This is a genomic window from Streptomyces sp. TOM-9 (assembly GCF_056858595.1).
Genome location: NZ_JBXEQB010000001.1, coordinates 2,318,586 through 2,338,308 on the forward strand (window position 1 = coordinate 2,318,586; position 19,723 = coordinate 2,338,308).

19 protein-coding genes are annotated in these 19,723 nt (G+C 72.5%); 3 read left to right on the forward strand and 16 right to left on the reverse strand.

The features are described from left to right. Nucleotides 1-67 precede the first annotated feature (67 nt). The gene (gene pyrR, locus AC1VWI_RS10885) at nucleotides 68-640 is read right to left on the reverse strand and encodes a bifunctional pyr operon transcriptional regulator/uracil phosphoribosyltransferase PyrR (protein ID WP_499510772.1); all 573 of its coding nucleotides are present in this window, start codon (nucleotides 638-640) and stop codon (nucleotides 68-70) included. 298 nt (nucleotides 641-938) lie between these two features. Here pyrR and bldD point away from each other — a divergent pair, with 298 nt between their 5' ends. Beyond that, nucleotides 939-1,439 carry a transcriptional regulator BldD gene (gene bldD, locus AC1VWI_RS10890; RefSeq protein WP_018564185.1) on the forward strand — a complete coding sequence of 167 codons (501 nt, stop codon included), beginning with the start codon at nucleotides 939-941 and terminating at the stop codon, nucleotides 1,437-1,439. A 188-nt stretch (nucleotides 1,440-1,627) separates the two neighbouring features. Here bldD and nusB read toward each other — a convergent pair whose 3' ends face one another. The 13 genes from nusB to AC1VWI_RS10955 all read right to left on the reverse strand — a co-directional run bounded on the left by nusB (nucleotide 1,628) and on the right by AC1VWI_RS10955 (nucleotide 14,432). Continuing rightward, nucleotides 1,628-2,056: a transcription antitermination factor NusB gene (gene nusB, locus AC1VWI_RS10895; protein ID WP_499510773.1), complete on the reverse strand. Its 429-nt coding sequence runs from the start codon at nucleotides 2,054-2,056 to the stop codon at nucleotides 1,628-1,630. A 2-nt stretch (nucleotides 2,057-2,058) separates the two neighbouring features. After that, nucleotides 2,059-2,625 carry an elongation factor P gene (efp, locus tag AC1VWI_RS10900; RefSeq protein ID WP_499510774.1) on the reverse strand — a complete coding sequence of 189 codons (567 nt, stop codon included), beginning with the start codon at nucleotides 2,623-2,625 and terminating at the stop codon, nucleotides 2,059-2,061. A gap of 54 nt (nucleotides 2,626-2,679) precedes the next feature. After that, a complete protein-coding gene (locus AC1VWI_RS10905) occupies nucleotides 2,680-3,789 on the reverse strand; it encodes a M24 family metallopeptidase (protein WP_499510775.1) in 1,110 nt (369 codons plus the stop codon). Between the two features lie 68 nt (nucleotides 3,790-3,857). Continuing rightward, nucleotides 3,858-4,607: an AAA family ATPase gene (locus AC1VWI_RS10910; RefSeq protein ID WP_499510776.1), complete on the reverse strand. Its 750-nt coding sequence runs from the start codon at nucleotides 4,605-4,607 to the stop codon at nucleotides 3,858-3,860. 135 nt (nucleotides 4,608-4,742) lie between these two features. Continuing rightward, nucleotides 4,743-5,846, reverse strand: coding sequence for a 3-dehydroquinate synthase (gene aroB / locus AC1VWI_RS10915; RefSeq protein WP_499510777.1), 1,104 nt, complete (start codon nucleotides 5,844-5,846; stop codon nucleotides 4,743-4,745). Further along, nucleotides 5,843-6,358, reverse strand: coding sequence for a shikimate kinase (locus AC1VWI_RS10920; RefSeq protein WP_499510778.1), 516 nt, complete (start codon nucleotides 6,356-6,358; stop codon nucleotides 5,843-5,845). Before AC1VWI_RS10920 ends, aroB begins: the two co-directional genes overlap by 4 nt. Then, complete coding sequence (aroC, locus tag AC1VWI_RS10925) at nucleotides 6,355-7,539, reverse strand: chorismate synthase (protein WP_499510779.1); 1,185 nt, start codon at nucleotides 7,537-7,539, stop codon at nucleotides 6,355-6,357. The genes AC1VWI_RS10920 and aroC overlap by 4 nt, the downstream gene beginning before the upstream one ends. Nucleotides 7,540-7,680: 141 nt before the next feature. After that, entirely contained in the window at nucleotides 7,681-8,514 is an 834-nt protein-coding gene (locus AC1VWI_RS10930) for a shikimate dehydrogenase (protein ID WP_499510780.1), read from the reverse strand. Between the two features lie 203 nt (nucleotides 8,515-8,717). Then, nucleotides 8,718-10,436 (reverse strand): endolytic transglycosylase MltG, encoded by a 1,719-nt coding sequence (gene mltG, locus AC1VWI_RS10935; protein ID WP_499510781.1) that lies wholly within the window; start codon nucleotides 10,434-10,436, stop codon nucleotides 8,718-8,720. Between the two features lie 135 nt (nucleotides 10,437-10,571). Then, nucleotides 10,572-11,036, reverse strand: coding sequence for a Holliday junction resolvase RuvX (ruvX, locus tag AC1VWI_RS10940; RefSeq protein ID WP_499510782.1), 465 nt, complete (start codon nucleotides 11,034-11,036; stop codon nucleotides 10,572-10,574). Between the two features lie 8 nt (nucleotides 11,037-11,044). Beyond that, on the reverse strand, nucleotides 11,045-13,714 hold the full coding sequence (gene alaS / locus AC1VWI_RS10945; RefSeq protein WP_499510783.1) for an alanine--tRNA ligase: 2,670 nt from the start codon (nucleotides 13,712-13,714) through the stop codon (nucleotides 11,045-11,047). After that, on the reverse strand, nucleotides 13,714-14,004 hold the full coding sequence (locus AC1VWI_RS10950; protein WP_499510784.1) for a DUF6167 family protein: 291 nt from the start codon (nucleotides 14,002-14,004) through the stop codon (nucleotides 13,714-13,716). Before AC1VWI_RS10950 ends, alaS begins: the two co-directional genes overlap by 1 nt. 5 nt (nucleotides 14,005-14,009) lie before the next feature. Then, a complete protein-coding gene (locus AC1VWI_RS10955) occupies nucleotides 14,010-14,432 on the reverse strand; it encodes a DUF948 domain-containing protein (protein WP_499510785.1) in 423 nt (140 codons plus the stop codon). A 172-nt stretch (nucleotides 14,433-14,604) separates the two neighbouring features. On the opposite strand from AC1VWI_RS10955, the gene AC1VWI_RS10960 reads away from it, so the two are divergent. Further along, entirely contained in the window at nucleotides 14,605-16,752 is a 2,148-nt protein-coding gene (locus AC1VWI_RS10960) for an ATP-binding protein (protein WP_499510786.1), read from the forward strand. A 108-nt stretch (nucleotides 16,753-16,860) separates the two neighbouring features. On the opposite strand, the gene rpsD is transcribed toward AC1VWI_RS10960, so the two are convergent. Next, on the reverse strand, nucleotides 16,861-17,472 hold the full coding sequence (gene rpsD, locus AC1VWI_RS10965) for a 30S ribosomal protein S4 (RefSeq protein ID WP_018564200.1): 612 nt from the start codon (nucleotides 17,470-17,472) through the stop codon (nucleotides 16,861-16,863). A 199-nt stretch (nucleotides 17,473-17,671) separates the two neighbouring features. Here rpsD and AC1VWI_RS10970 point away from each other — a divergent pair, with 199 nt between their 5' ends. Further along, a complete protein-coding gene (locus tag AC1VWI_RS10970) occupies nucleotides 17,672-18,316 on the forward strand; it encodes a DUF2470 domain-containing protein (protein WP_499516769.1) in 645 nt (214 codons plus the stop codon). Between the two features lie 22 nt (nucleotides 18,317-18,338). Here the strand turns inward: AC1VWI_RS10970 and AC1VWI_RS10975 are convergent, their stop codons facing one another. After that, nucleotides 18,339-19,688 (reverse strand): replication-associated recombination protein A, encoded by a 1,350-nt coding sequence (locus AC1VWI_RS10975; RefSeq protein ID WP_499510787.1) that lies wholly within the window; start codon nucleotides 19,686-19,688, stop codon nucleotides 18,339-18,341. Nucleotides 19,689-19,723: the final 35 nt, after the last annotated feature.

A 19,723-nucleotide genomic window follows, 5' to 3' on the forward strand; every position in this document is an offset into this window, starting at 1 on the left:
TCCCGGGCAGGCCGGGGCGGGGACGGGCGGGCAGGGCGCTGCCCCGGGAGCCGGGGCGGGCCCGCGGCTACTCGTCCGCCGGGGAGCCGTCGCGTACGCCGAGCAGGACGCAGTCGCGCCCGTCCTCCTCGGTCAGGTGGACCTTGACGGTCTCGCGCAGCGAGGTGGGGATGTTCTTGCCGACGTAGTCGGCCCTGATGGGCAGCTCGCGGTGGCCGCGGTCGACCAGGACGGCCAGCTGCACGGCGCGGGGGCGGCCGATGTCGCCCAGCGCGTCGAGGGCGGCGCGGATCGTGCGGCCGGAGAAGAGCACGTCGTCGACGAGGACGACCAGCCGGCCGTCCACCCCGTCGGCCGGGATCTCGGTGCGGGCGAGCGCGCGCGCCGGGCCGAGCCGCAGGTCGTCGCGGTACATGGTGATGTCGAGCGAGCCGACCGGGATTTTGCCGCCGGTGATGCCGTCGAGCTTGTCGGCGAGCCTGCGCGCCAGATGGACGCCGCGGGTGGGGATGCCGAGGAGAACCACGTCGTCCGCGCCCTTGGCACGTTCGACGATCTCGTGCGCGATGCGGGTCAGCACCCGCGCGATGTCCGGGGCCTCGAGGACGGGCCGGACCGGATCGGAACCGATGACGGTCATGGAAAGGGGACCTCCTTCCCCGCCTCACTGGACGGGCCTTAAAGGACGCCAAAACGTACGCGTCAACCGTATCAGGCACCCTGGCGTGCTCCCTGGCGGGGCCTGGCGGCCGCCTGGCGCGGCTCTCGGGGCGGGTCCGCCACCCGTACCACGATCGACTGCGGATCCCGGCCGAAAGGCCGGTGACCGGCCATTCCTCGCTCTTCCGGGGGACCGGTGTGGACCATTCGGCTTGACGGATTCCAATTACGCTGCGTAACCTCACAGTGAGTTACTGAGTTTCCGTCCGGGGAGCCATATGTCCAGCGATTACGCCAAGCAGCTCGGAGCGAAGCTCCGCGCCATCCGCACACAGCAGGGACTCTCCCTCCACGGTGTCGAGGAGAAGTCCCAGGGCCGCTGGAAGGCCGTGGTGGTCGGTTCCTACGAGCGCGGCGACCGCGCCGTGACCGTGCAGCGCCTCGCCGAGCTCGCCGACTTCTACGGCGTTCCGGTCCAGGAGCTGCTGCCCGGTTCCGCGCCCGGCGGTGCCGCCGAGCCGCCGCCGAAGCTCGTCCTCGACCTCGAGCGACTGAGCCAGGTGCCGTCCGACAAGGCCGGTCCGCTGCAGCGCTACGCCGCGACCATCCAGAGCCAGCGCGGCGACTACAACGGCAAGGTGCTGTCGATCCGCCAGGACGACCTGCGCACCCTCGCCGTCATCTACGACCAGTCGCCCTCGGTCCTGACCGAGCAGCTGATCAGCTGGGGCGTCCTCGACGCGGACGCACGGCGCGCGGTGCAGCACGAGGAGGGCTGACGCCCTCGGGAAGCAGAAACGTCCCGCCCCTTGGGCGCGGCCGCCAGGCCGCGTCCGAGGGGCGGTTGTGTTTGCCCTCCCCGCCGCCCTCCCCGCCGCCCGCCCCGGCACGGCGCGCCGTGCGCCGGCCGAACACGCCACGGGCCCGGAACGCGCGGCGTTCCGGGCCCGGTGGGCGGTGTCGGGGGCTAGTCCTCCCGGAGGCTGGGCTTCAGCTCCTTGAGACGGGCCAACAGGCCGTTCACGAACGAGGGCGACTCCTCGGTGGAGAACTCCTTGGCCAGCTGCACGGCCTCGTCCAGGACGACGGCGTCGGGGACGTCGTCCTCCCAGATCAGCTCGTAGGCGCCGAGCCGCAGGATGTTCCGGTCGGTCACCGGCATCCGGTCGAGGGTCCAGCCCACGGCGTGCTTCGACAGCAGTTCGTCGATGCGCCTCGCCCGTTCGGCGTAGCCCTCGATGAGCTGCATCGTGTATTCGCTGACCGGCGGCTGCCGGTCGTCGGTCCGGGCGAGCCTGATCCAGTCCGCCATGGCGGTCTTGGGGCTGACACCCCGCTGCTCCGCCTCGAAGAGGATCTGGAAGGCGCGCTTGCGGGCCTTGTTACGAGCAGCCACGGTTAGCTGGTCACCCGGCCGAGGTACTCACCCGAGCGGGTGTCGACCTTGATCTTCTCACCGGTGGTGATGAAGAGCGGGACGCCGATCTCGTAGCCGGTCTCCAGCTTGGCGGGCTTGGTGCCGCCGGTGGAGCGGTCGCCCTGGACGCCGGGCTCGGTGTACTCGATGACCAGCTCGACGGCGGCCGGGAGCTCGATGTAGAGCGGGGAACCCTCGTACATGGCGACGACGGCCTCGAAGCCCTCCAGGAGGAAGTGGGCGGCGTCGCCGACGACCTCGGGGGTGATGTAGATCTGGTCGTACGTGTCCATGTCCATGAACACGAAGCTCTCGCCGTCCTTGTAGGAGAACTGCATCCCGCGCTTGTCGACGTTGGCCGTCTCGACCTTCACGCCGGCGTTGAAGGTCTTGTCGACGACCTTTCCGGAGAGCACGTTCTTGAGCTTCGTACGGACGAAGGCGGGGCCCTTGCCGGGCTTGACGTGCTGGAACTCGACGACGGACCAGAGCTGGCCGCCGTCGAGCTTGAGCACGAGGCCGTTCTTGAGGTCGTTCGTGGTGGCCACGGTTGCGGAATCTCCTGCACTGCTGCTTCGGGGACCCGGAGCCGCGGCCGCCCTCTACAGGGCGAGCAGCTCCTTGGTCGTGATGGTGAGTAGCTCGGGCCCGCCGTCCGTCGGTGGACGCACGACGAGTGTGTCGTCGATGCGGACACCGCCACGGCCCGGGATGTGGACTCCCGGTTCGACGGTGACCGGCACGCAAGCGTCCAGTTTACCCATGGCCGAGGGGGACAACCGCGGGTCCTCGCCGATCTCCAGTCCGACGCCGTGTCCGGTGGACTCCCCCAGGGCCTCGCCGTGGCCCCCGGACTCCAGTACGTGGCGTGCGGCGTGGTCCACGTCGCGGCAGGCGGCGCCGGGTGCGAGGGCCTCGCGGCCGGCCCGCTGGGCCGCGAAGACCAGGTCGTACAGCTCGATCTGCCAGTCCGCGGGCGAGGTGCCGATGACGAAGGTGCGCCCCACCTCACAGCGGTAGCCGCGGTAGCAGGCGCCCAGGCACACGGTGAGGAAGTCGCCCTCCTCGACCCGTCGGTCGGTGGGCAGGTGGCGTGCCGCACCCGAATGGGGGCCGGTGCCCACGCAGGTGGGGAAGGCCGGGCCGTCGGCCCCGTGGTCGATGAGGCGGCGCTCCAGCTCCAGGGCGAGGTGGCGTTCGGTGCGGCCCACCAGGATCGACTCCAGGAGCTCGCTGAGCGCCTGGTCGGCGATCTCGGCGGCGATCCGCAGCGCGGAGATCTCCTGCTCGTCCTTGACCAGGCGGAGCTGCTCCACGGCCGAGCCGAGGTCGGACAGGCGCACGCCCGGCGCGGCGCTGCCGACGGCGCGGTGCCGCGCGACGGTGAGGTGGTGCTCCTCGACCGCCAGGGCCTCCGCCTTGCGGTCCGCGGCCAGCGCGGCGGCGGTGACCGCCGGGTCGCCTTCGGGGCCGGACAGGACGACGGCCCGCACGTCGTCCGGGAGCCGGCCCTCGGCCAGGTCGCCGGACGGGTGACGGTGGTGGACCAGCACGTCCTCGGGACCCGGCCCCACGAGCAGCACGGTCCCCGGCGGGGCGCAGCCCGTCAGGTAGCGGACGTTGGCGGGACGCGAGACGAGCGCCGCCGCCGATCCGGCCGCCGCGCAGCGGTCCCGGAGACGTTCCCTGCGGGCAGCGTGCACCTCGGACATGTGGCGAGCGTACGTCGCGGGCCGCCGGTCGGCCTGTCGAGAGCCGCCGGGCGGTGACTACCAGGCGGCTACCAGGCGGGCGGGCCCTGGAGGCTGCGGGTGACGACGCCGTCGAGCGCGGCGGCGGCCGCGGCGACGTCCAGGTGGGAGTTGTCGATGATGGGCAGGCCCGAGCCGTACCAGCCGGCCATGCGGCCGTGGATGCGGGCGACCTCCTCGTCCGACAGGCGCCGGTTGCCGCTGCGCTGGGCGTTGCGGGCCAGCACGACGTCGAGGCCGGGGAGGAGCACGACGGGCAGCAGACCGGGCCCCACGTGCCGCTTCCAGCCGCCGAGGCCGACGACCGGGCGGTCGGGGAAGACCGCGTCGTCGATGATGCAGGAGATGCCGTTCGCCAGGAAGTTGCGGGCCGCGAAGCCGCAGGTGCGGCGGGCGAGGCGGTACTGCGCCTCGGAGTGGTCGTTCCAGCCGGACTGCGGGTCGGCGAAGCCGGAGCGGACCCACTCGCGGACGTCGTCCAGGCTGATGTGGGCGGTCGGTACGCCCCGGTGGTCGGCCCAGTGCCGGGCGATGGTCGTCTTGCCCGCGCCGGCCGCGCCGATCAGCAGGACCGCGACGGGGCCGTGCGTGGAGCCCGTGAACGGCGCGCCGCCGCCGGCCGCGGGCTGCGGGGGCGGCTGGACCGGGTGCTGGACGGGGGCTCCCTGGGCCATCGGGAAATGGCCGGTGGTGCCCGGGGGCTGCGGCGGCGGCCCTGGCTGCCCGGCCTGCTGCCCACCGTGCGGCGGTGGCAGCGGCGCACCCACGGCATGCTGCATCGAGGCCACTCCGTCCGTACAAGAGCTTTCAGGTTCGACCGAACGGTACCGTCAACGGCCGCAGTTGTGTGAACGGCCGGGCAGCCCACGGGGTGCCCGGCCGTTCGGGATCCGCCGTCCCGTGCGTGTGCGGGCCTACTTGGAGATCTCCGCGTAGGCGGCGAGGAGCACCCCGGGGTCGGGGGCCTCCAGGACGGTCGGCTTGGCGAGGCCGTCCAGCACGATGAAGCGCAGCCGGTCGGCGCGCGACTTCTTGTCCACCTTCATCGTCTCCAGCAGCCGCGGCCACTGGTCGCCGCGGTAGGTCAGCGGCAGGCCGACGGACTCCAGCACGGAGCGGTGGCGGTCGGCGGTGGCGTCGTCCAGACGGCCGGCCAGGCGGCCGAGTTCGGCGGCGAACACCATGCCGATGGAGACGGCCGCGCCGTGCCGCCAGTTGTAGCGCTCGTTCTTCTCGATGGCGTGGCCGAGGGTGTGGCCGTAGTTGAGGATCTCGCGCAGGCCCGACTCCTTGAGGTCCGCGGAGACCACCACGGCCTTGACGCGGATGGCACGCTCGAGGAGCTCGGCGGTGTGCGGGCCGTCGGGGCCGCGGGCGGCGGCCGGGTCCTGCTCGATCAGGTCCAGGATCACGGGGTCGGCGATGAAGCCGGCCTTGATGATCTCGGCGAGGCCGCTGACGTAGTCGTTGACCGGCAGCGACTCCAGCGCCGCGAGGTCGCACAGCACCCCGGCGGGCGGGTGGAAGGCGCCGACGAGGTTCTTGCCCTCGGCGGTGTTGATGCCGGTCTTGCCGCCGACCGCGGCGTCCACCATCCCGAGCACGGTGGTCGGCACCGCGACCCAGCGGACCCCGCGCAGCCACGTCGCCGCGACGAACCCGGCGAGGTCGGTGGTGGCACCGCCGCCGACGCCGACGATGACATCCGTACGGGTGAATCCCGACTGCCCGAGCGCCCGCCAGCAGTACGCCGCGACCTCGGTGGTCTTGGCCTCCTCGGCGTTGGGCACCTGGATGGCGACGGCCTCGTAGCCCTGCTCCGCCAGGTCCTCGCGCAGCGCCTGGCCGGTGGCCTCCAGGGCCTCGGGGTGGATGACGGCGACCCGCACCGCCTTGTCGCCGATCAGGCCCGGCAGCTCGCCGAGCAGCTGCCGGCCGACCAGCACCTCGTACGGCTCGGTGCCCGCACTGCCCCCGACCTGGATGCGGATGGGGGCGTGGGCGGCGTGCTCCGTCATGCGTTCTTCAGCTCCAGTGCGTCCAGGACGGCGTCCGCGACGTCCTCGGGGGTCCGGCCCTCCGTGCTGACCACGGCGCGGGCGACCTCGGTGTACAGCGGGCGGCGGGCCTCCATCAGCTCGCGCCACTGCCGCCGCGGGTTGACGGCGAGCAGGGGGCGGGCGGTGTCGAGGCCGACGCGCTTGACCGCTTCGGCGACGTCCATGTCGAGGAAGACCACGGGCAGCCCGGCGAGCAGCTTGCGGGTCTCCTCGTCGAGGATCGAGCCGCCGCCGAGCGCGAGCACGCCCTGGTGCTCGGCGAGCGCGACGCGGACGGCCCCGGCCTCCAGCGCGCGGAAGTGCTCCTCGCCGTCCTCGACGAAGATGTCCGCGATCGGCCGGCCCTCGGCCTCGACGATGTCGGCGTCGGTGTCGCGGCAGGTCGTGCCCAGCCGCAGGGCGAGCAGCTCGCCGACGGTGCTCTTGCCGACCCCCATCGGGCCGACCAGGACGACGACCGGGCCGCTCATCGGATCACCAGGTTGTCGAGGTAGCCGCGCACGTTGCGGCGGGTCTCGGTGACGCTGTCGCCGCCGAACTTCTCCGCGACCGCGTCGGCCAGGACCAGGGCGACCATCGCCTCGGCGACGATGCCCGCGGCCGGGACGGCGCAGACGTCGGAACGCTGGTGGTGGGCCTGGGTGGCCTCGCCGGTGGTCACGTCCACGGTGGCCAGGGCACGCGGCACGGTGGCGATGGGCTTCATCGCGGCCCGCACCCGCAGCAGCTCGCCGGTGCTCAGGCCGCCCTCGGTGCCGCCGGAACGGCCCGTGGAGCGGCGGATGCCGTCCTGGGTGGCGACGATCTCGTCGTGCGCCTTGGAGCCGGGGACGCGGGCGAGCTCGAAGCCGTCGCCGACCTCGACGCCCTTGATGGCCTGGATGCCCATGAGGGCGGCGGCCAGCCGGGCGTCCAGCCGGCGGTCCCAGTGCACGTGACTGCCGAGGCCGACGGGCACGCCGTAGGCGAGCACCTCGACGACGCCGCCGAGCGTGTCGCCGTCCTTGTGGGCCTGGTCGATCTCGGCGACCATCCGCTTGCTCGCGTCGGCGTCCAGGCAGCGCACGGGGTCGGCGTCGAGCCTGTCGACGTCGGCGGGGGTGGGGTACACACCGTACGGGGCCTTGGCCGAGGCGAGCTCCACCACGTGGGAGACGATCTCGATGCCCGCCGTCTCCTTGAGGTAGGAGCGGGCCACGGCGCCGAGTGCGACTCGGGCCGCGGTCTCGCGGGCGGAGGCGCGCTCCAGGATCGGCCGGGCCTCGTCGAAGCCGTACTTCTGCATGCCGGCGAGGTCGGCGTGGCCGGGGCGGGGCCGGGTCAGCGGGGCGTTGCGGGCGAGCCCGCCGAGGACCTCGGGGTCGACCGGGTCGGCCGCCATGACCTGCTCCCACTTGGGCCACTCGGTGTTCCCCACCATGACCGCGACCGGGGAGCCCAGGGTGAGCCCGTGGCGCACGCCGCCGAGGAAGGTGACCTGGTCCTGCTCGAACTTCATCCGGGCACCGCGGCCGTAGCCGAGCCGCCGCCGGGCGAGGTGGTCCGCCACCATCTCGGTGGTGATCGGCACACCGGAGGGCAGACCCTCCAGCGTCGCGACGAGTGCGGGGCCGTGCGACTCCCCCGCGGTCAGCCAGCGCAACCTGCTCAACGGTGCTCGCTCCTTCATCATCGCCCGGACCGCGGCGAGGCGGACCGGACCATCCGTGCGTAAACCGATCCTTTCACGTCCCGCGGCGAAGGCGGGGCGCGGTCCGCTGGGCGGACAGCGCCGTGGACACCTGCGGACCGGTCAGGGGCGGTGCAGCGCCGCCTCGCCGGCCGCCCGCATGGCCGCCAGGGGGGCCGGCTTGCACCCGGTCATCAGCTCCACCTGCAGCACCGCCTGGTGCACCAGCAGGTCGAGTCCGCCGACGACGGCCCCGCCCCGCTCCGCCCAGGCCGACGCCAAGGTGGTGGGCCAGGGGTCGTACAGCACGTCGAAGAGCGTGCCGGGCCGCTCGGGCACGGCGGCGGCGAGCACGTCGGCGGTGCCGGCCGGCGTCGTGGAGATCACCAGGGGCGCGGTCAGGGCCTGCTCGGCGTCCTCCCAGGGGGCCGTCCGCACGGCCACGCCGAGCCGCTCGCCCCACTGCCGCATCTCGCCGGCGCGGGTGTCGCTGCGCACGTACGCGGTGACCTCGCCGTCGCAGATCTGCGCCAGCGCGGCCAGCGCGGACGACGCGGTGGCCCCGGCGCCGAGCACGGCGGCGGAGCCGACACGTCCGACGCCCCGCTCGTGCAGGGCCGCCACCATCCCGGGGATGTCGGTGTTGTCGCCCCGCCGGCGTCCGTCCTCGGTGAGCACCAGCGTGTTGACGGCCTCGACGGCCGAGGCGGTGTCGCTGACCTCGTCCAGCAGCGGGATGACCGCCCGCTTGAGCGGCATGGTCAGCGACAGCCCGGCCCAGCGTCCGCCGCCCGGCAGTTCGCCCAGCCGGGCCAGGAAGCCGGGCAGTGCGGCCTCGTCGACCTCGAAGCGGTCGTACGTCCAGTCGGCCAGCCCCAGTTCCGCGTAGGCGGCGCGGTGCAGCACCGGGGAGAGGGAGTGCGTGATCGGCGATCCGAGGACCGCTGCCCTAGGCACGCGCGGCCCCCCGCGGGCTCTTCGTCATGGGCTGGTCCCCTCGGCTGCGTGGTGTCCGTCGATCCGGGCCGCCCCCGTCCGGCCGGCGGAGGGGACGCCCGGTCGAGTCTAGGGCCTCAAGATCCGCCCGGTCCGGGCGGCGCTCGGGACGGCAGAGGGGCGCCGCACGGGGGACGTTCCCCGTGCGGCGCCCCGGCGGCGGCTCAGCCGTTGTGCTTCTTGTCGAACTCCTTGGCCAGCTTGTCGTGCTCCGCGAGCGTCTCCGTGAACTTGGTCGTGTGCCCGTCGAGGGAGATGAAGTAGTACCACTTGCCCGGTTCGGGATCCATGGCCGCGGCCAGCGCCTTCGCGCCGGGGTTGCCGATCGGCCCCGGCGGGAGCCCCCGGTAGTAGTACGTGTTGTAGGCGTCGTCGTAGGTACGGAGCTCCTTGAGCGAGAGGTTGATCTCGCTCTGGTTCTTCAGGTAGTTGTACGTCGAGTCGAACTCGAGCTTGCCGTTGGTCTCGGTGTTGGTCGGCTTGAGGCGGTTGTAGACGACCCGCGACATCTTCCGGAAGTCCTCGTCCGACTTGCCCTCGGCCTGCACCAGGCTGGCCAGGGTGACGACCTGCAGCGGTGACTCCAGCCCCAGTTTCTCGGCCTTCGCCTCCACGTCGTACTTGGTGTACTGCTTCTTGGCGTTGGTGACCATGCTGCGCAGCAGGTCGGCGGCCTTGGTGTCCTTGCCGACGCTGTAGCGGCTCGGCCAGAGGAAGCCCTCCAGCGGATCCTTGATGTCCTTGTTGTCGTCGGCCCAGTCGGGCAGCCCGAGCTTGCCGACCTGGTCCTCGGCGACCTTGGCGGTGGCGCCCTTGTCGAGCCCCAGTTTGGCGTCGATGATCGCGTAGATCTGCACGTCGCGCAGGCCCTCGGCGATGACCAGGACGTTCTGCGACTTCGGGTCGAGCATCATCGTGACGGCGCTGGAGGCGGCCATCTCCTTGTGCAGGACGTAGACGCCCGCCTGGATGGAGTTGCCGTCGGGGTCCTTGCTGACGGCCGCGGTGAAGGCGTCGACGCTCTTGACCACGCCGGCCTTCTTGAGGATGTTGCCGATCTGGATGCCGCTCGCGCCCTGCGGTACCTCGACCTGGACCTCGCCGCTGCCCTGCCCGGCGAAGTCCGGGGGCGGGCCGAAGTTGCTCTGGTAGTAGCGGTAGCCGAACCAGCCGGCACCGGCGATGCCGCCGCCGAGGACGACCAGCACGACCAGGCACGCCATGCCGGAGCGGCGCTTCTTGCCGCCCTGCCCGGTCTTGCCGCCCCTGCCCGCGCGGCCGCGCCGGTCGTTGCGGCCCTGCTGCGGCTCGTCGTCCTCGTCGTCGTCCGCCCCGGAGAAGAAGGAGTGGTCGTCGGCTGCGCCCACCTCGTCGTCCCAGAGCGGGGCTTCCTGCTCGGCCGCCCGGGGGCGCTGCGGCCGCTGCGGTTGCTGCGGTTGCTGCTGAGGCTGCGGCTGCTGTTGCGGAGGCTGCTGCTGGTACTGGGGCTGCTGCTCCGGGTACCGCTGGTCGGGCCGCTGCGGGGGCGGGTAGCCGCCCTGTCCGTAGTAGTCGGGCTGCTGCTGGCCGCCGTACCCGTCCTGGCCGTAGCCGGCCGGGGCGCCCCAGGAGTCGTACTGCTGCTGCGGGTCGTACGGGTACTGCTGCTGCTGACCGGTGTCGCCGTAGGGGTCCCAGCCGCCCTGCTGCGGGTACTGAGGGTGCTGCTGCTGGTTCTGCGGGTGCTGATGTTGCTGCTGGTACTGGGAATACTGCTGTTGCTGCTGTTGCTGCTGGTGTTGCTGCGGGTGCTGCGGGTGCTGCTGCTGTCCCCATTGGTCACCGAAGAGAGGGTCTTCGGGGTGCCATGCTTCGGAGCCCGGGCTCCGGCCATAGTCAGTCATCGATCCCCTACGGTTCGGTTCGCGAGGCGGCAGCCGGCCGGCGCTTGTGGCGCGGGCGGGAGGGTCCCGACCCGTCGGCACCCACGGATCGAACTGTGGAGCCGCCGTGCTGCGCGGAACGTTACCGTACCGCGATCAGATAAACGGTTCGACGCTCTCGCCCGGCTCTTTACCAGACACCCGTTCGGTCTCGAGGGCGCTCTGGAGGATGACCACGGCCGCCGCCTGGTCGACGACGGAACGTCCCTTCTTGGCCTTGACGCCCGATGCGCGCAGGCCCTGGGTGGCCGTGACGGTGGTCATCCGCTCGTCAACGAGGCGCACCGGAACAGGGGAGATGATCTTCGCCACATCCTGGGCGAACTCGCGGGCCTTGGCCGCGGCCGGCCCTTCCCGCCCGCTGAGCGAGCGGGGCAGGCCGACCAGGACCTCGATCGGCTCGTACTCCTCGATGATCTGCGCGATGCGACGGCGCGCGGCCGGGACGTCCCGGCCGGGCACCGTCTCGACGGGTGTGGCGATCAGCCCGTCGGGGTCGCACGAGGCGACCCCGATGCGGGCGTCCCCGACGTCGATCGCGATCCTGCGACCCCTGCGCATCGACGACCTCAGGCAGTCTCGGCGACGAGGCGCTGCACGGCGGCGATGGCCTCGCCGACCGCGTCCGCGTTCTGGCCGCCGCCCTGGGCGACGTCCGGCTTGCCGCCACCGCCGCCGCCGAGGGTCTTGGCGGCGGTGCGGACCAGCTCGCCGGCCTTCAGGCCGCGCTCACGGGCCGCCTCGTTGGTGGCGATGACGGTCAGCGGGCGGTCGCCCGCGACGGTGAACAGGGCCACGACGGCGGCGCGGCCTCCGCTGATCCGCTGGCGGACGTCGAGGACGAGCTTGCGCAGGTCGTCGGCGCCGGTGCCGTCCGGCACCTGGCCGGTGACCAGGGCCACACCCTTGACGTCCTGGGCGGAGGCGGCGAGCCCGGCGGCGGCCTGCAGGACCTTCTCGGCGCGGAAGCGCTCGATCTCCTTCTCCGCCTCCTTGAGCTTGGCGAGCATGCCGGAGATCTTCTCCGGGAGCTCCTCCGGACGGCCCTTGACCAGCTGCTGGAGCTGGGCCACGACCGTGTGCTCGCGGGCGAGGAAGTTGTACGCGTCCACGCCGACCAGGGCCTCGACCCGGCGCACGCCGGAGCCGATCGAGGACTCGCCGAGCAGCTTCACCAGGCCCAGCTGGGCGGTGTTGTGGACGTGCGTGCCGCCGCAGAGCTCCTTGGAGTAGTCGCCGATGGTCACGACGCGCACCCGCTCGCCGTACTTCTCGCCGAACTCGGCGATGGCGCCGGCCTTCTTGGCCTCGTCGATGCTCATGATCTCTGCGGTGACGTCGAGTTCGCGGGAGAGCACGGCGTTGATCTTCTGCTCGACGTCGGTCAGCACACTGCCCGGCACGGCGGCCGGCGAGCCGAAGTCGAAGCGGAAGCGGCCCGGGGAGTTCTCCGAACCGGCCTGGGCGGCGGTGGGGCCGAGCGCGTCGCGCAGCGCCTGGTGGGTGAGGTGGGTGGCGCTGTGGGCGCGGGCGATGGCGCGGCGGCGGCCGAGGTCGATCTTTCCGAACGCGGCGGAGCCGACGGTCACCTCGCCGACCTGGACGCTGCCCTTGTGCACGGTGACGCCGGGCACGGGCTGCTGCACGTCGCGCACCTCGATGACGGCGCCCGAGTCGGTGCGGATGCGGCCGGTGTCGGCGAGCTGGCCGCCGCCCTCGGCGTAGAAGGGGGTGCGGTCGAGGATGACCTCGACCTCGTCGCCCTCGTTGGCGGCCGCCGAGGGCACGCCGTCGACCAGCAGGCCGACGACACTGGCCTCGCCCTCGTTGTCGGTGTACCCGGTGAAGACGGTGCTCCCGGCCGTGTCGGCGATGGAGCGGTACGCCGACATGTCGACATGGCCGCTCTTCTTCACCAGGGCGTCGGCCTTGGCACGGTCCCGCTGCTCCTTCATCAGGCGGCGGAAGCCGTCCTCGTCCACCGACAGGCCCTGCTCGGCGGCCATTTCGAGGGTGAGGTCGATCGGGAAGCCCCAGGTGTCGTGGAGCAGGAAGGCCTTGTCGCCGGAGAGCACACCGGAACCGGCGGACTTGGCCTCGGTGACGGCGGTGTCCAGCACATTGGTGCCGGCCTTCAGCGTCTTGAGGAAGCGGGTCTCCTCGGCGAGGGCGACCGTCTCGATGCGCTTGCGGTCCTCGACGAGCTCCGGGTACTGCTGGCCCATCGTCTTGATGACGGTGTCGACGAGTTCGCCGACGACGGCGTCCGTGGCGCCGAGCAGCCGCATGTTGCGGATGGCGCGGCGCATGATGCGGCGCAGCACGTAGCCGCGGCCCTCGTTGCCGGGGGTGACGCCGTCGCCGATCAGCATGACGGAGGTGCGCATGTGGTCGGCGACCACGCGCAGCGAGACGTCGGAGTCGTGCGCGGCGCCGTAGGCGACGCCGGTGAGCTCGGTGGCCTTGTCGATGACCGCGCGCAGGGTGTCGGTCTCGTACATGTTCTGCACGTCCTGCAGGATCATGGCGAGACGCTCGAGACCGAGACCGGTGTCGATGTTCTGGGCGGGCAGGTCGCCGAGGATCGGGAACTCCTCCTTGCCGGTCCCCTCCCCGCGCTCGTACTGCATGAAGACCAGGTTCCAGATCTCCACGTACCGCTCGTCGTTGACGGCCGGGCCGCCCTCGACGCCGAACTCGGGGCCGCGGTCGTAGTTGATCTCGGAGCACGGGCCGCAGGGGCCGGGGACGCCCATGGACCAGAAGTTGTCCTTCATGCCCAGGCGCTGGATGCGCTCGGCGGGCACGCCCACGACCTCGCGCCAGATCTGCTCGGCCTCGTCGTCGTCCTTGTAGACGGTGATCCACAGCCGCTCGGGGTCGAGACCGTAACCGCCGTCCGCCACGGGAGAGGTGAGCAGCTCCCAGGCGAACTTGATGGCGCCTTCCTTGAAGTAGTCGCCGAAGGAGAAGTTGCCGCACATCTGGAAGAAGGTGCCGTGGCGGGTGGTCTTGCCGACCTCTTCGATGTCGGGCGTGCGGACGCACTTCTGCACGCTGGTGGCGCGCGGGAAGGGCGGCTTGACCTCACCCAGGAAGTAGGGCTTGAACGGGACCATGCCCGCGGGCACCAGAAGGAGCGTGGGGTCGTCGGCGATGAGCGACGCCGACGGCACGACCGTGTGCCCGCGCTCTTCGAAGAAACGCAGCCAGCGGCGGCGGATTTCTGCCGACTCCATCAGTGTTCGTCCTTCCGGTGGTGGTACGCGATCTCCGGCCGCTGGGCCGGCATGTCGAGGTCGGGGGCCGTACGGCCCAGTTGGTCGTTGAGCTGTTCCTCGCGCTCGGTCATCCCGGCGCGGACGTCCTGCGCGAAGGTGCGCAGTCGGTCCCCGGCCTCGAGGGCCTTGTCGGCCGCCTTCGCCGCGAGGCTCTCAGGGCTCAGGCTGCGGATCTTGCGATGGACCTTGTTGGTGGCCCACACCCCGGCGGCGGCACCGGCGGTGAACCAGAAGGCACGGCGGAACATGCAGGTCAGCCCCTTGACTTACGGCTGCGGGCGGACGGAAGCGTCCGGCCGACGACCACGGTGCGCTTCTTGCCGGCGCCCTTGGCCTGGAGGGTGACCGCGCGCCGCACGCCGTAGCCGAAGGCCGCGACCTTCACGAGGGGTCCTCCGAAGGTGGAGGCGACGGTCGTGGACAGGGCGGAGGCGTTCGCGGTCACCTCGGCGACGTCGGAGGTGATGGTGTCCACGCGGGCCAGCTGGGCGTGTGCGGAACGGACCGCCTCGGAGGCCTCGCCGAGCAGCGGCACGGCCTGGTCGGTCACCTCCGCGACGAGGCGGGTGGCCTGACGGAGCGCCTGCGCGAGCCGCACGAGTGCCACGGCGAGGAACGACACCAGGATCGCCCAGAAGACGGCCACGATGAGGCCGGCCACCTCTCCACCGGACACGCTGCCACTCCCTCGGATCCGCCGCGCCAACCAGGTACCGATCAGATACCGACCTTATCGCGACGGGCAGCACGCTCCGTACCGCATTGCGGGCCGGCGCCGCCCGCCACCGGCCCGGGCGAGGGGGCCCGGACTGTACGTTCCGCTTATTTGACGATACCCTCCGTGACCCATGCGCCATGAGACGACGCCCGGCAACCTGCCGTGCGAGCTGAACCACTTCGTCGGCCGGCGGCGCGAGCTCGACGACGTGGCCCGTCTGCTGGAGCGGGCCCGGATGGTGACGGTGACCGGCGTGGGCGGGGTCGGCAAGACCCGGCTCGCGCTGCGCGCGGCGGCCGGGCTGCGCGCCGGGTTCGCCGACGGGGTCTGGCTGGCCGAGCTGGGGGCCGTACGGGATCCGGGGCTGGTGGACCACGCCGTGGCGGACGCGCTCGGCCTCACCGACCACACCACGCGCGGTCCCCGGGCCGCGCTCGGTGCTTTCCTGGCCCGCCGCGAGCTGCTGCTCGTCCTGGACTGCTGCGAACCGCAGGTGGAGGCGGCGGCGGAGCTGGCCGAGGCGATGCTGCGGCGGGCACCGGGGCTGCGGTTGCTGGCCACCAGCCGGCAGCCGCTGGGGGTGGCCGGCGAGCACATCGTGGCGCTGGAGCCGCTGGGCGACGCCGACGAGGCGGTGGAGCTGTTCGCCGACCGGGCGGCCGCGGTGCTGCCGGGCTTCACCGTGGACGCGGGCAACCGGGCCGAGGTGGAGGAGCTCTGCCGCCACCTGGACGGCATCCCGCTGGCGCTGGAACTGGCGGCGGGCCGCGTGCGGGCGCTGTCGGTGCGGCAGATCACCGGGCGGCTGGACGACCGCTTCCGGCTGCTCACCCGGCGCGGCGGCACGGGCGGTCCCGAACGGCACCGCGCGCTGCGCACCACGATCGGGTGGAGCCACGAGCTGTGCACCCCGCGCGAACGGCTGCTGTGGGCACGGCTGTCGGTGTTCGCAGGGGACTTCGACCTCGACGCGGCCGAGTACGTGTGCGCGGGCGGCGAGGTGACCGCCGACGCGATGGTGGACCTGCTGGCGGACCTGGTGGACAAGTCCGTGGTGCTGCGCCGCGAGGACGCGGGCGTGGTGCGCTACCTGCTGCTGGACACCGTGCGCGAGTACGGGCTGGGCTGGCTGCGCGAGCTGGGCGAGGAACGGCGGCTGCGGACCCGGCACCGCGACTGGTACCTGGGGTTCGCCACCTGGGGCGAGATGGAGTGGTTCGGCGCGCGGCAGGCGGAGATCTCGGCCGGCACCGAGCGGGAGCTGGCCAACCTGCGGGCCGCGCTGGAGTTCTCCCTGGAGGTCCCCGAGGAGCTGCGGACCGGGCAGTACCTGGCGGCGAGCCTGTGGTTCTTCTGGGTCGGCTGCGGCCGGCTCGCCGAGGGCAGGTACTGGCTGGAGCGCGCGCTGGCGGCCGACCACGAGCCCACGGGTCAGCGCGCCAAGGCGCTGTGGGTGTGCGGTTACGTCTCGATCCTCCAGGGCGACGGCACCGCGGCGCTGGGCATGCTGTACGAGTGCCGGGAGCAGGCACTGGCCACCGGCGACGCGACGGCGGTGGCGTACGCGGTCCACCGCATGGGGTGCGGGGCGCTGCTCAGCGACGACCTGCCGCGCGCCAGGGCGCTGTTCGAGGAGGCGCTGGGGCACTACCGGACGCTGGGCGAGCTCAACAGCAACGTCATCATGGCCGAGGTCGAGCTGGCGATGGCGGTGGCCTTCGAGGGGGACCTGGAGGGCGGGATCGAGCTCTGCGAGCACATCCGCGAGGTCTGCGAGGACCACGGGGAGCGCTGGGCGCTGGCGTACGCGCTCTACACGCGGGCGGTCATCGCCTGCTGGCAGGACGACCCCGTGCTCGCCGCCGAGCTGGCGGCCGAGTGCGTGCGGATCAACCACGCCTTCCGCGACCTGGTGGGCATCGTGCTCGGCATCGAGCTGCTCGCGCTGCTGCGGGTCCCGGGGGACGCCCGGGAGGCGGCGGTGCTGCAGGGTGCGGCGGGCGGCATCTGGCGGCTCGTCGGGCTGCCGGTGTTCGGCTCGCGCCACTTCGGCATCCCCCACCAGCGCTGCGAGGAACTGGCCCGCGCCGAGCTGGGCCGGGTCGGCTACGAGGGGGCGTACGCCGAGGGGGGCGTCCTCGACCTCGACGCGGCCGTCGCCCGGGCCCTGACCGGGCTGCCCCCGACACGCACCGGCCCGCGTCCGCCCCGCGGTCCCGTGCCACCCGCCGATTCGCTGCCCGCGGGCGCGCCGCTCGGCCGGTCCGCCCAGGACTGACCGGGACCGACCGGGGCGGGCGGGGTCACCCCGGGCACGCGAAAGCCCCGGCGCCCCGCCGGAAGGGCGGGGCGCCGGGGCTGACGTGCGTGCCGGGTGGGGCAGGCGTCAGCGAGCGTAGTACTCGACGACGAGCTGCTCGTCGCAGATCACGGGGACCTCACGACGGTTCGGCAGACGGTCCAGGCGGAAGGCCAGCGCCTGCAGGTTGACCTGCAGGTACTTCGGGGTCTCGCCCTCGCCGGCCCAGCCGCCCTCACGGGCGACCTGGAACGGGGTCTTGGCGCGGGAGCGCTCGCGGACCATCACGACGTCGTCGGGGGTGACGCGGAACGACGGCTTGTCGACCTTGTGGCCGTTGACCTCGATGTGGCCGTGGACGACCATCTGGCGGGCCTGGTAGATCGTGCGGGCCAGGCCGGCGCGCAGGACGAGGGCGTCCAGGCGGCGCTCGAGCTCGACGATCAGGGCCTCGCCGGTCTTGCCGCTGACCTTGCGGGCGCGGTCGTAGGCACGGGCCATCTGGCGCTCGGAGATGTCGTACTGCGCGCGCAGCCGCTGCTTCTCCAGCAGTCGGACCTTGTAGTCACTGTTCTGCTTGCGGCCACGGCCGTGCTCGCCCGGCGGGTAGGGACGGGCCTCGAAGTACTTGACGGCCTTCGGCGTCAGGGCGATGCCGAGGGCACGCGACTTCTTGACCTTGGGACGCGACTGGTTCACGTTTCCCAGACCTCCATGTAAGTTAGGTAAGGCTTACCTTAGCGAAGGAGATCGTATGTCTCGCCCTGGGAACACCACGCGCATCACGGACGGAATGGACGCCACGCAGGGCGCCGCCGACGCCACGGCGGGCGCCGACTTGACGGGGGTCCGATCAGCTCATGGTCAGCCGCGTCCCAGCGGGCATGAAATCGCCCGACTGCCGTCAGCAGCCGAGCGCACACGAACTCTCGTACAGAGTACCGCCTCCGCCATCCTGGTGATTCCCGGCCTGGTGCCCGACCTCCCCGAGCTCATGGTCCCGGACGAGCGGATCGTGGGCACCGACGGCGACCTGTTCCTGCTGTTCCCCGCGGAATCGCCCGCCGTACGGGCCGCCACGCACGCCGAGGACGACGACCTCACGGCTGTGCTCGACATCACTGACGTCGCCCCGGTCGCGGTGCCCGGACGCATCCGCGGCCGCGCCTGGATCGCGGACTGGCTCACCGTCGCGCGCGACCTGCCGGCCCCGGCCGGGAAGGTGCGGCTGCGGCTGGAGGTCGGCGAGGCCTCGCTGGACGACCTGTGGGGCGCGGAGCAGGTGGAGCCGGACGAGTTCGCCGCGGCCCGCCCCGACCCGCTGGTCGAGCACGAGGCGGAGCTGCTGCAGCACCTGGCGGCCGCGGTGCCGCTCGCCCTGGACCGCTTCGGGCTGCGGGTGCGCTTCACCGGCGAGGACGGCACCTTCGACGCCCGCTTCGAGTTCCTGGAGCCCGTACGGGGCCACGCCGACCTGCACCGGGCCATGCACGCGCTCTTCGACGCCGCGCAGGAGGCCGCGGCCGCACAGGAGGAGCACTGACCCGGCCCCACCGGGCGTGGCGCTACTCTCCCGCCAGCCGCTCCCTGACCCGTTCCAGGACGTCGGCGTAGCGGGCTTCCGCGCCGTAGCGCGTCGGCTCGTAGTAGCGCCGGCCGTGGATCTCGTCCGGCGCGTACTGCTGGGCGGCGATGGCACCGGGCAGATCGTGCGGGTACTGGTAGCCCTGGCCGTGCCCGAGTTTCGCGGCACCCTTGTAGTGGCTGTCGCGCAGGTGCGCGGGGACCGGGCCCGCCTTGCCCGCGCGTACGTCGGCGAGCGCGGCCCCGATGGCCGTCGTCGCCGCGTTGGACTTGGGGGCCAGGGCGAGCGCGATCGTGGCGTGGCTGAGGGTCAGCGCGGCCTCCGGGAAGCCGATCATCGCCACCGCCTGGGCCGCGGCGACCGCCGTGGGCAGCGCGGTCGGGTCGGCCAGGCCGATGTCCTCGCTCGCGGAGATCATCAGCCGGCGGGCGATGAACCGCGGGTCCTCCCCCGCCTCGATCATGCGGGCCAGGTAGTGCAGGGCGGCGTCCACGTCCGAGCCGCGGATGGACTTGATCAGGGCGCTGGCCACGTCGTAGTGCTGGTCGCCGTCGCGGTCGTACTTCACGGCGGCGCGGTCGACGGTCTCCTCGAGGGTGCTCAGGGAGATCTCCGGCTCGCCCTTCGCCAGGGCGGCGCCCGCGCCGGCCTCCAGGGCGGTCAGCGCGCGGCGGGCGTCCCCGCCGGCGATCCGCAGCAGGTGCTCCTCGGTGTCCTCGGGCAGGGCGACCGCGCCCTTCAGCCCGCGCTCGTCGGCGAGCGCCCGGCGCAGCAGGCCCCGCAGGTCGTCGTCGGTCAGCGGCTCCAGGGTGAGCAGCAGGGACCGGGACAGCAGCGGGGAGATGATCGAGAAGTACGGGTTCTCGGTGGTGGCGGCGATCAGGGTGACCCAGCGGTTCTCGACGGCGGGGAGCAGGGAGTCCTGCTGGGCCTTGCTGAACCGGTGGATCTCGTCCAGGAAGAGCACGGTGTCCCGCCCGTAGCCGCCGGACTCGCGCTTGGCGCTCTCGATGACCGCGCGGACCTCCTTGACGCCCGCGGTGATCGCCGACAGCTCGACGAAGCGCTTGTTGGTGGCGTGGCTGACGACGTAGGCGAGGGTCGTCTTGCCGATGCCCGGCGGACCCCAGAGGATCACCGACGACGGTCCCGCCGGTCCGCCGCCGCCCTCGCCGACCAGGCGCCGCAGCGGCGACCCGGGCCTGAGCAGATGGCCCTGCCCCACGACCTCGTCGAGGGTGCGCGGGCGCATCCGTACGGCCAGGGGGCTGCCTCCGGGCTCCCTCGACTGGCGTTCCTCTGCGGCGGCGGTGAACAGGTCGGGCTCCACGGCAAGGAAGCCTATGTCACGGCACCGACACCGCG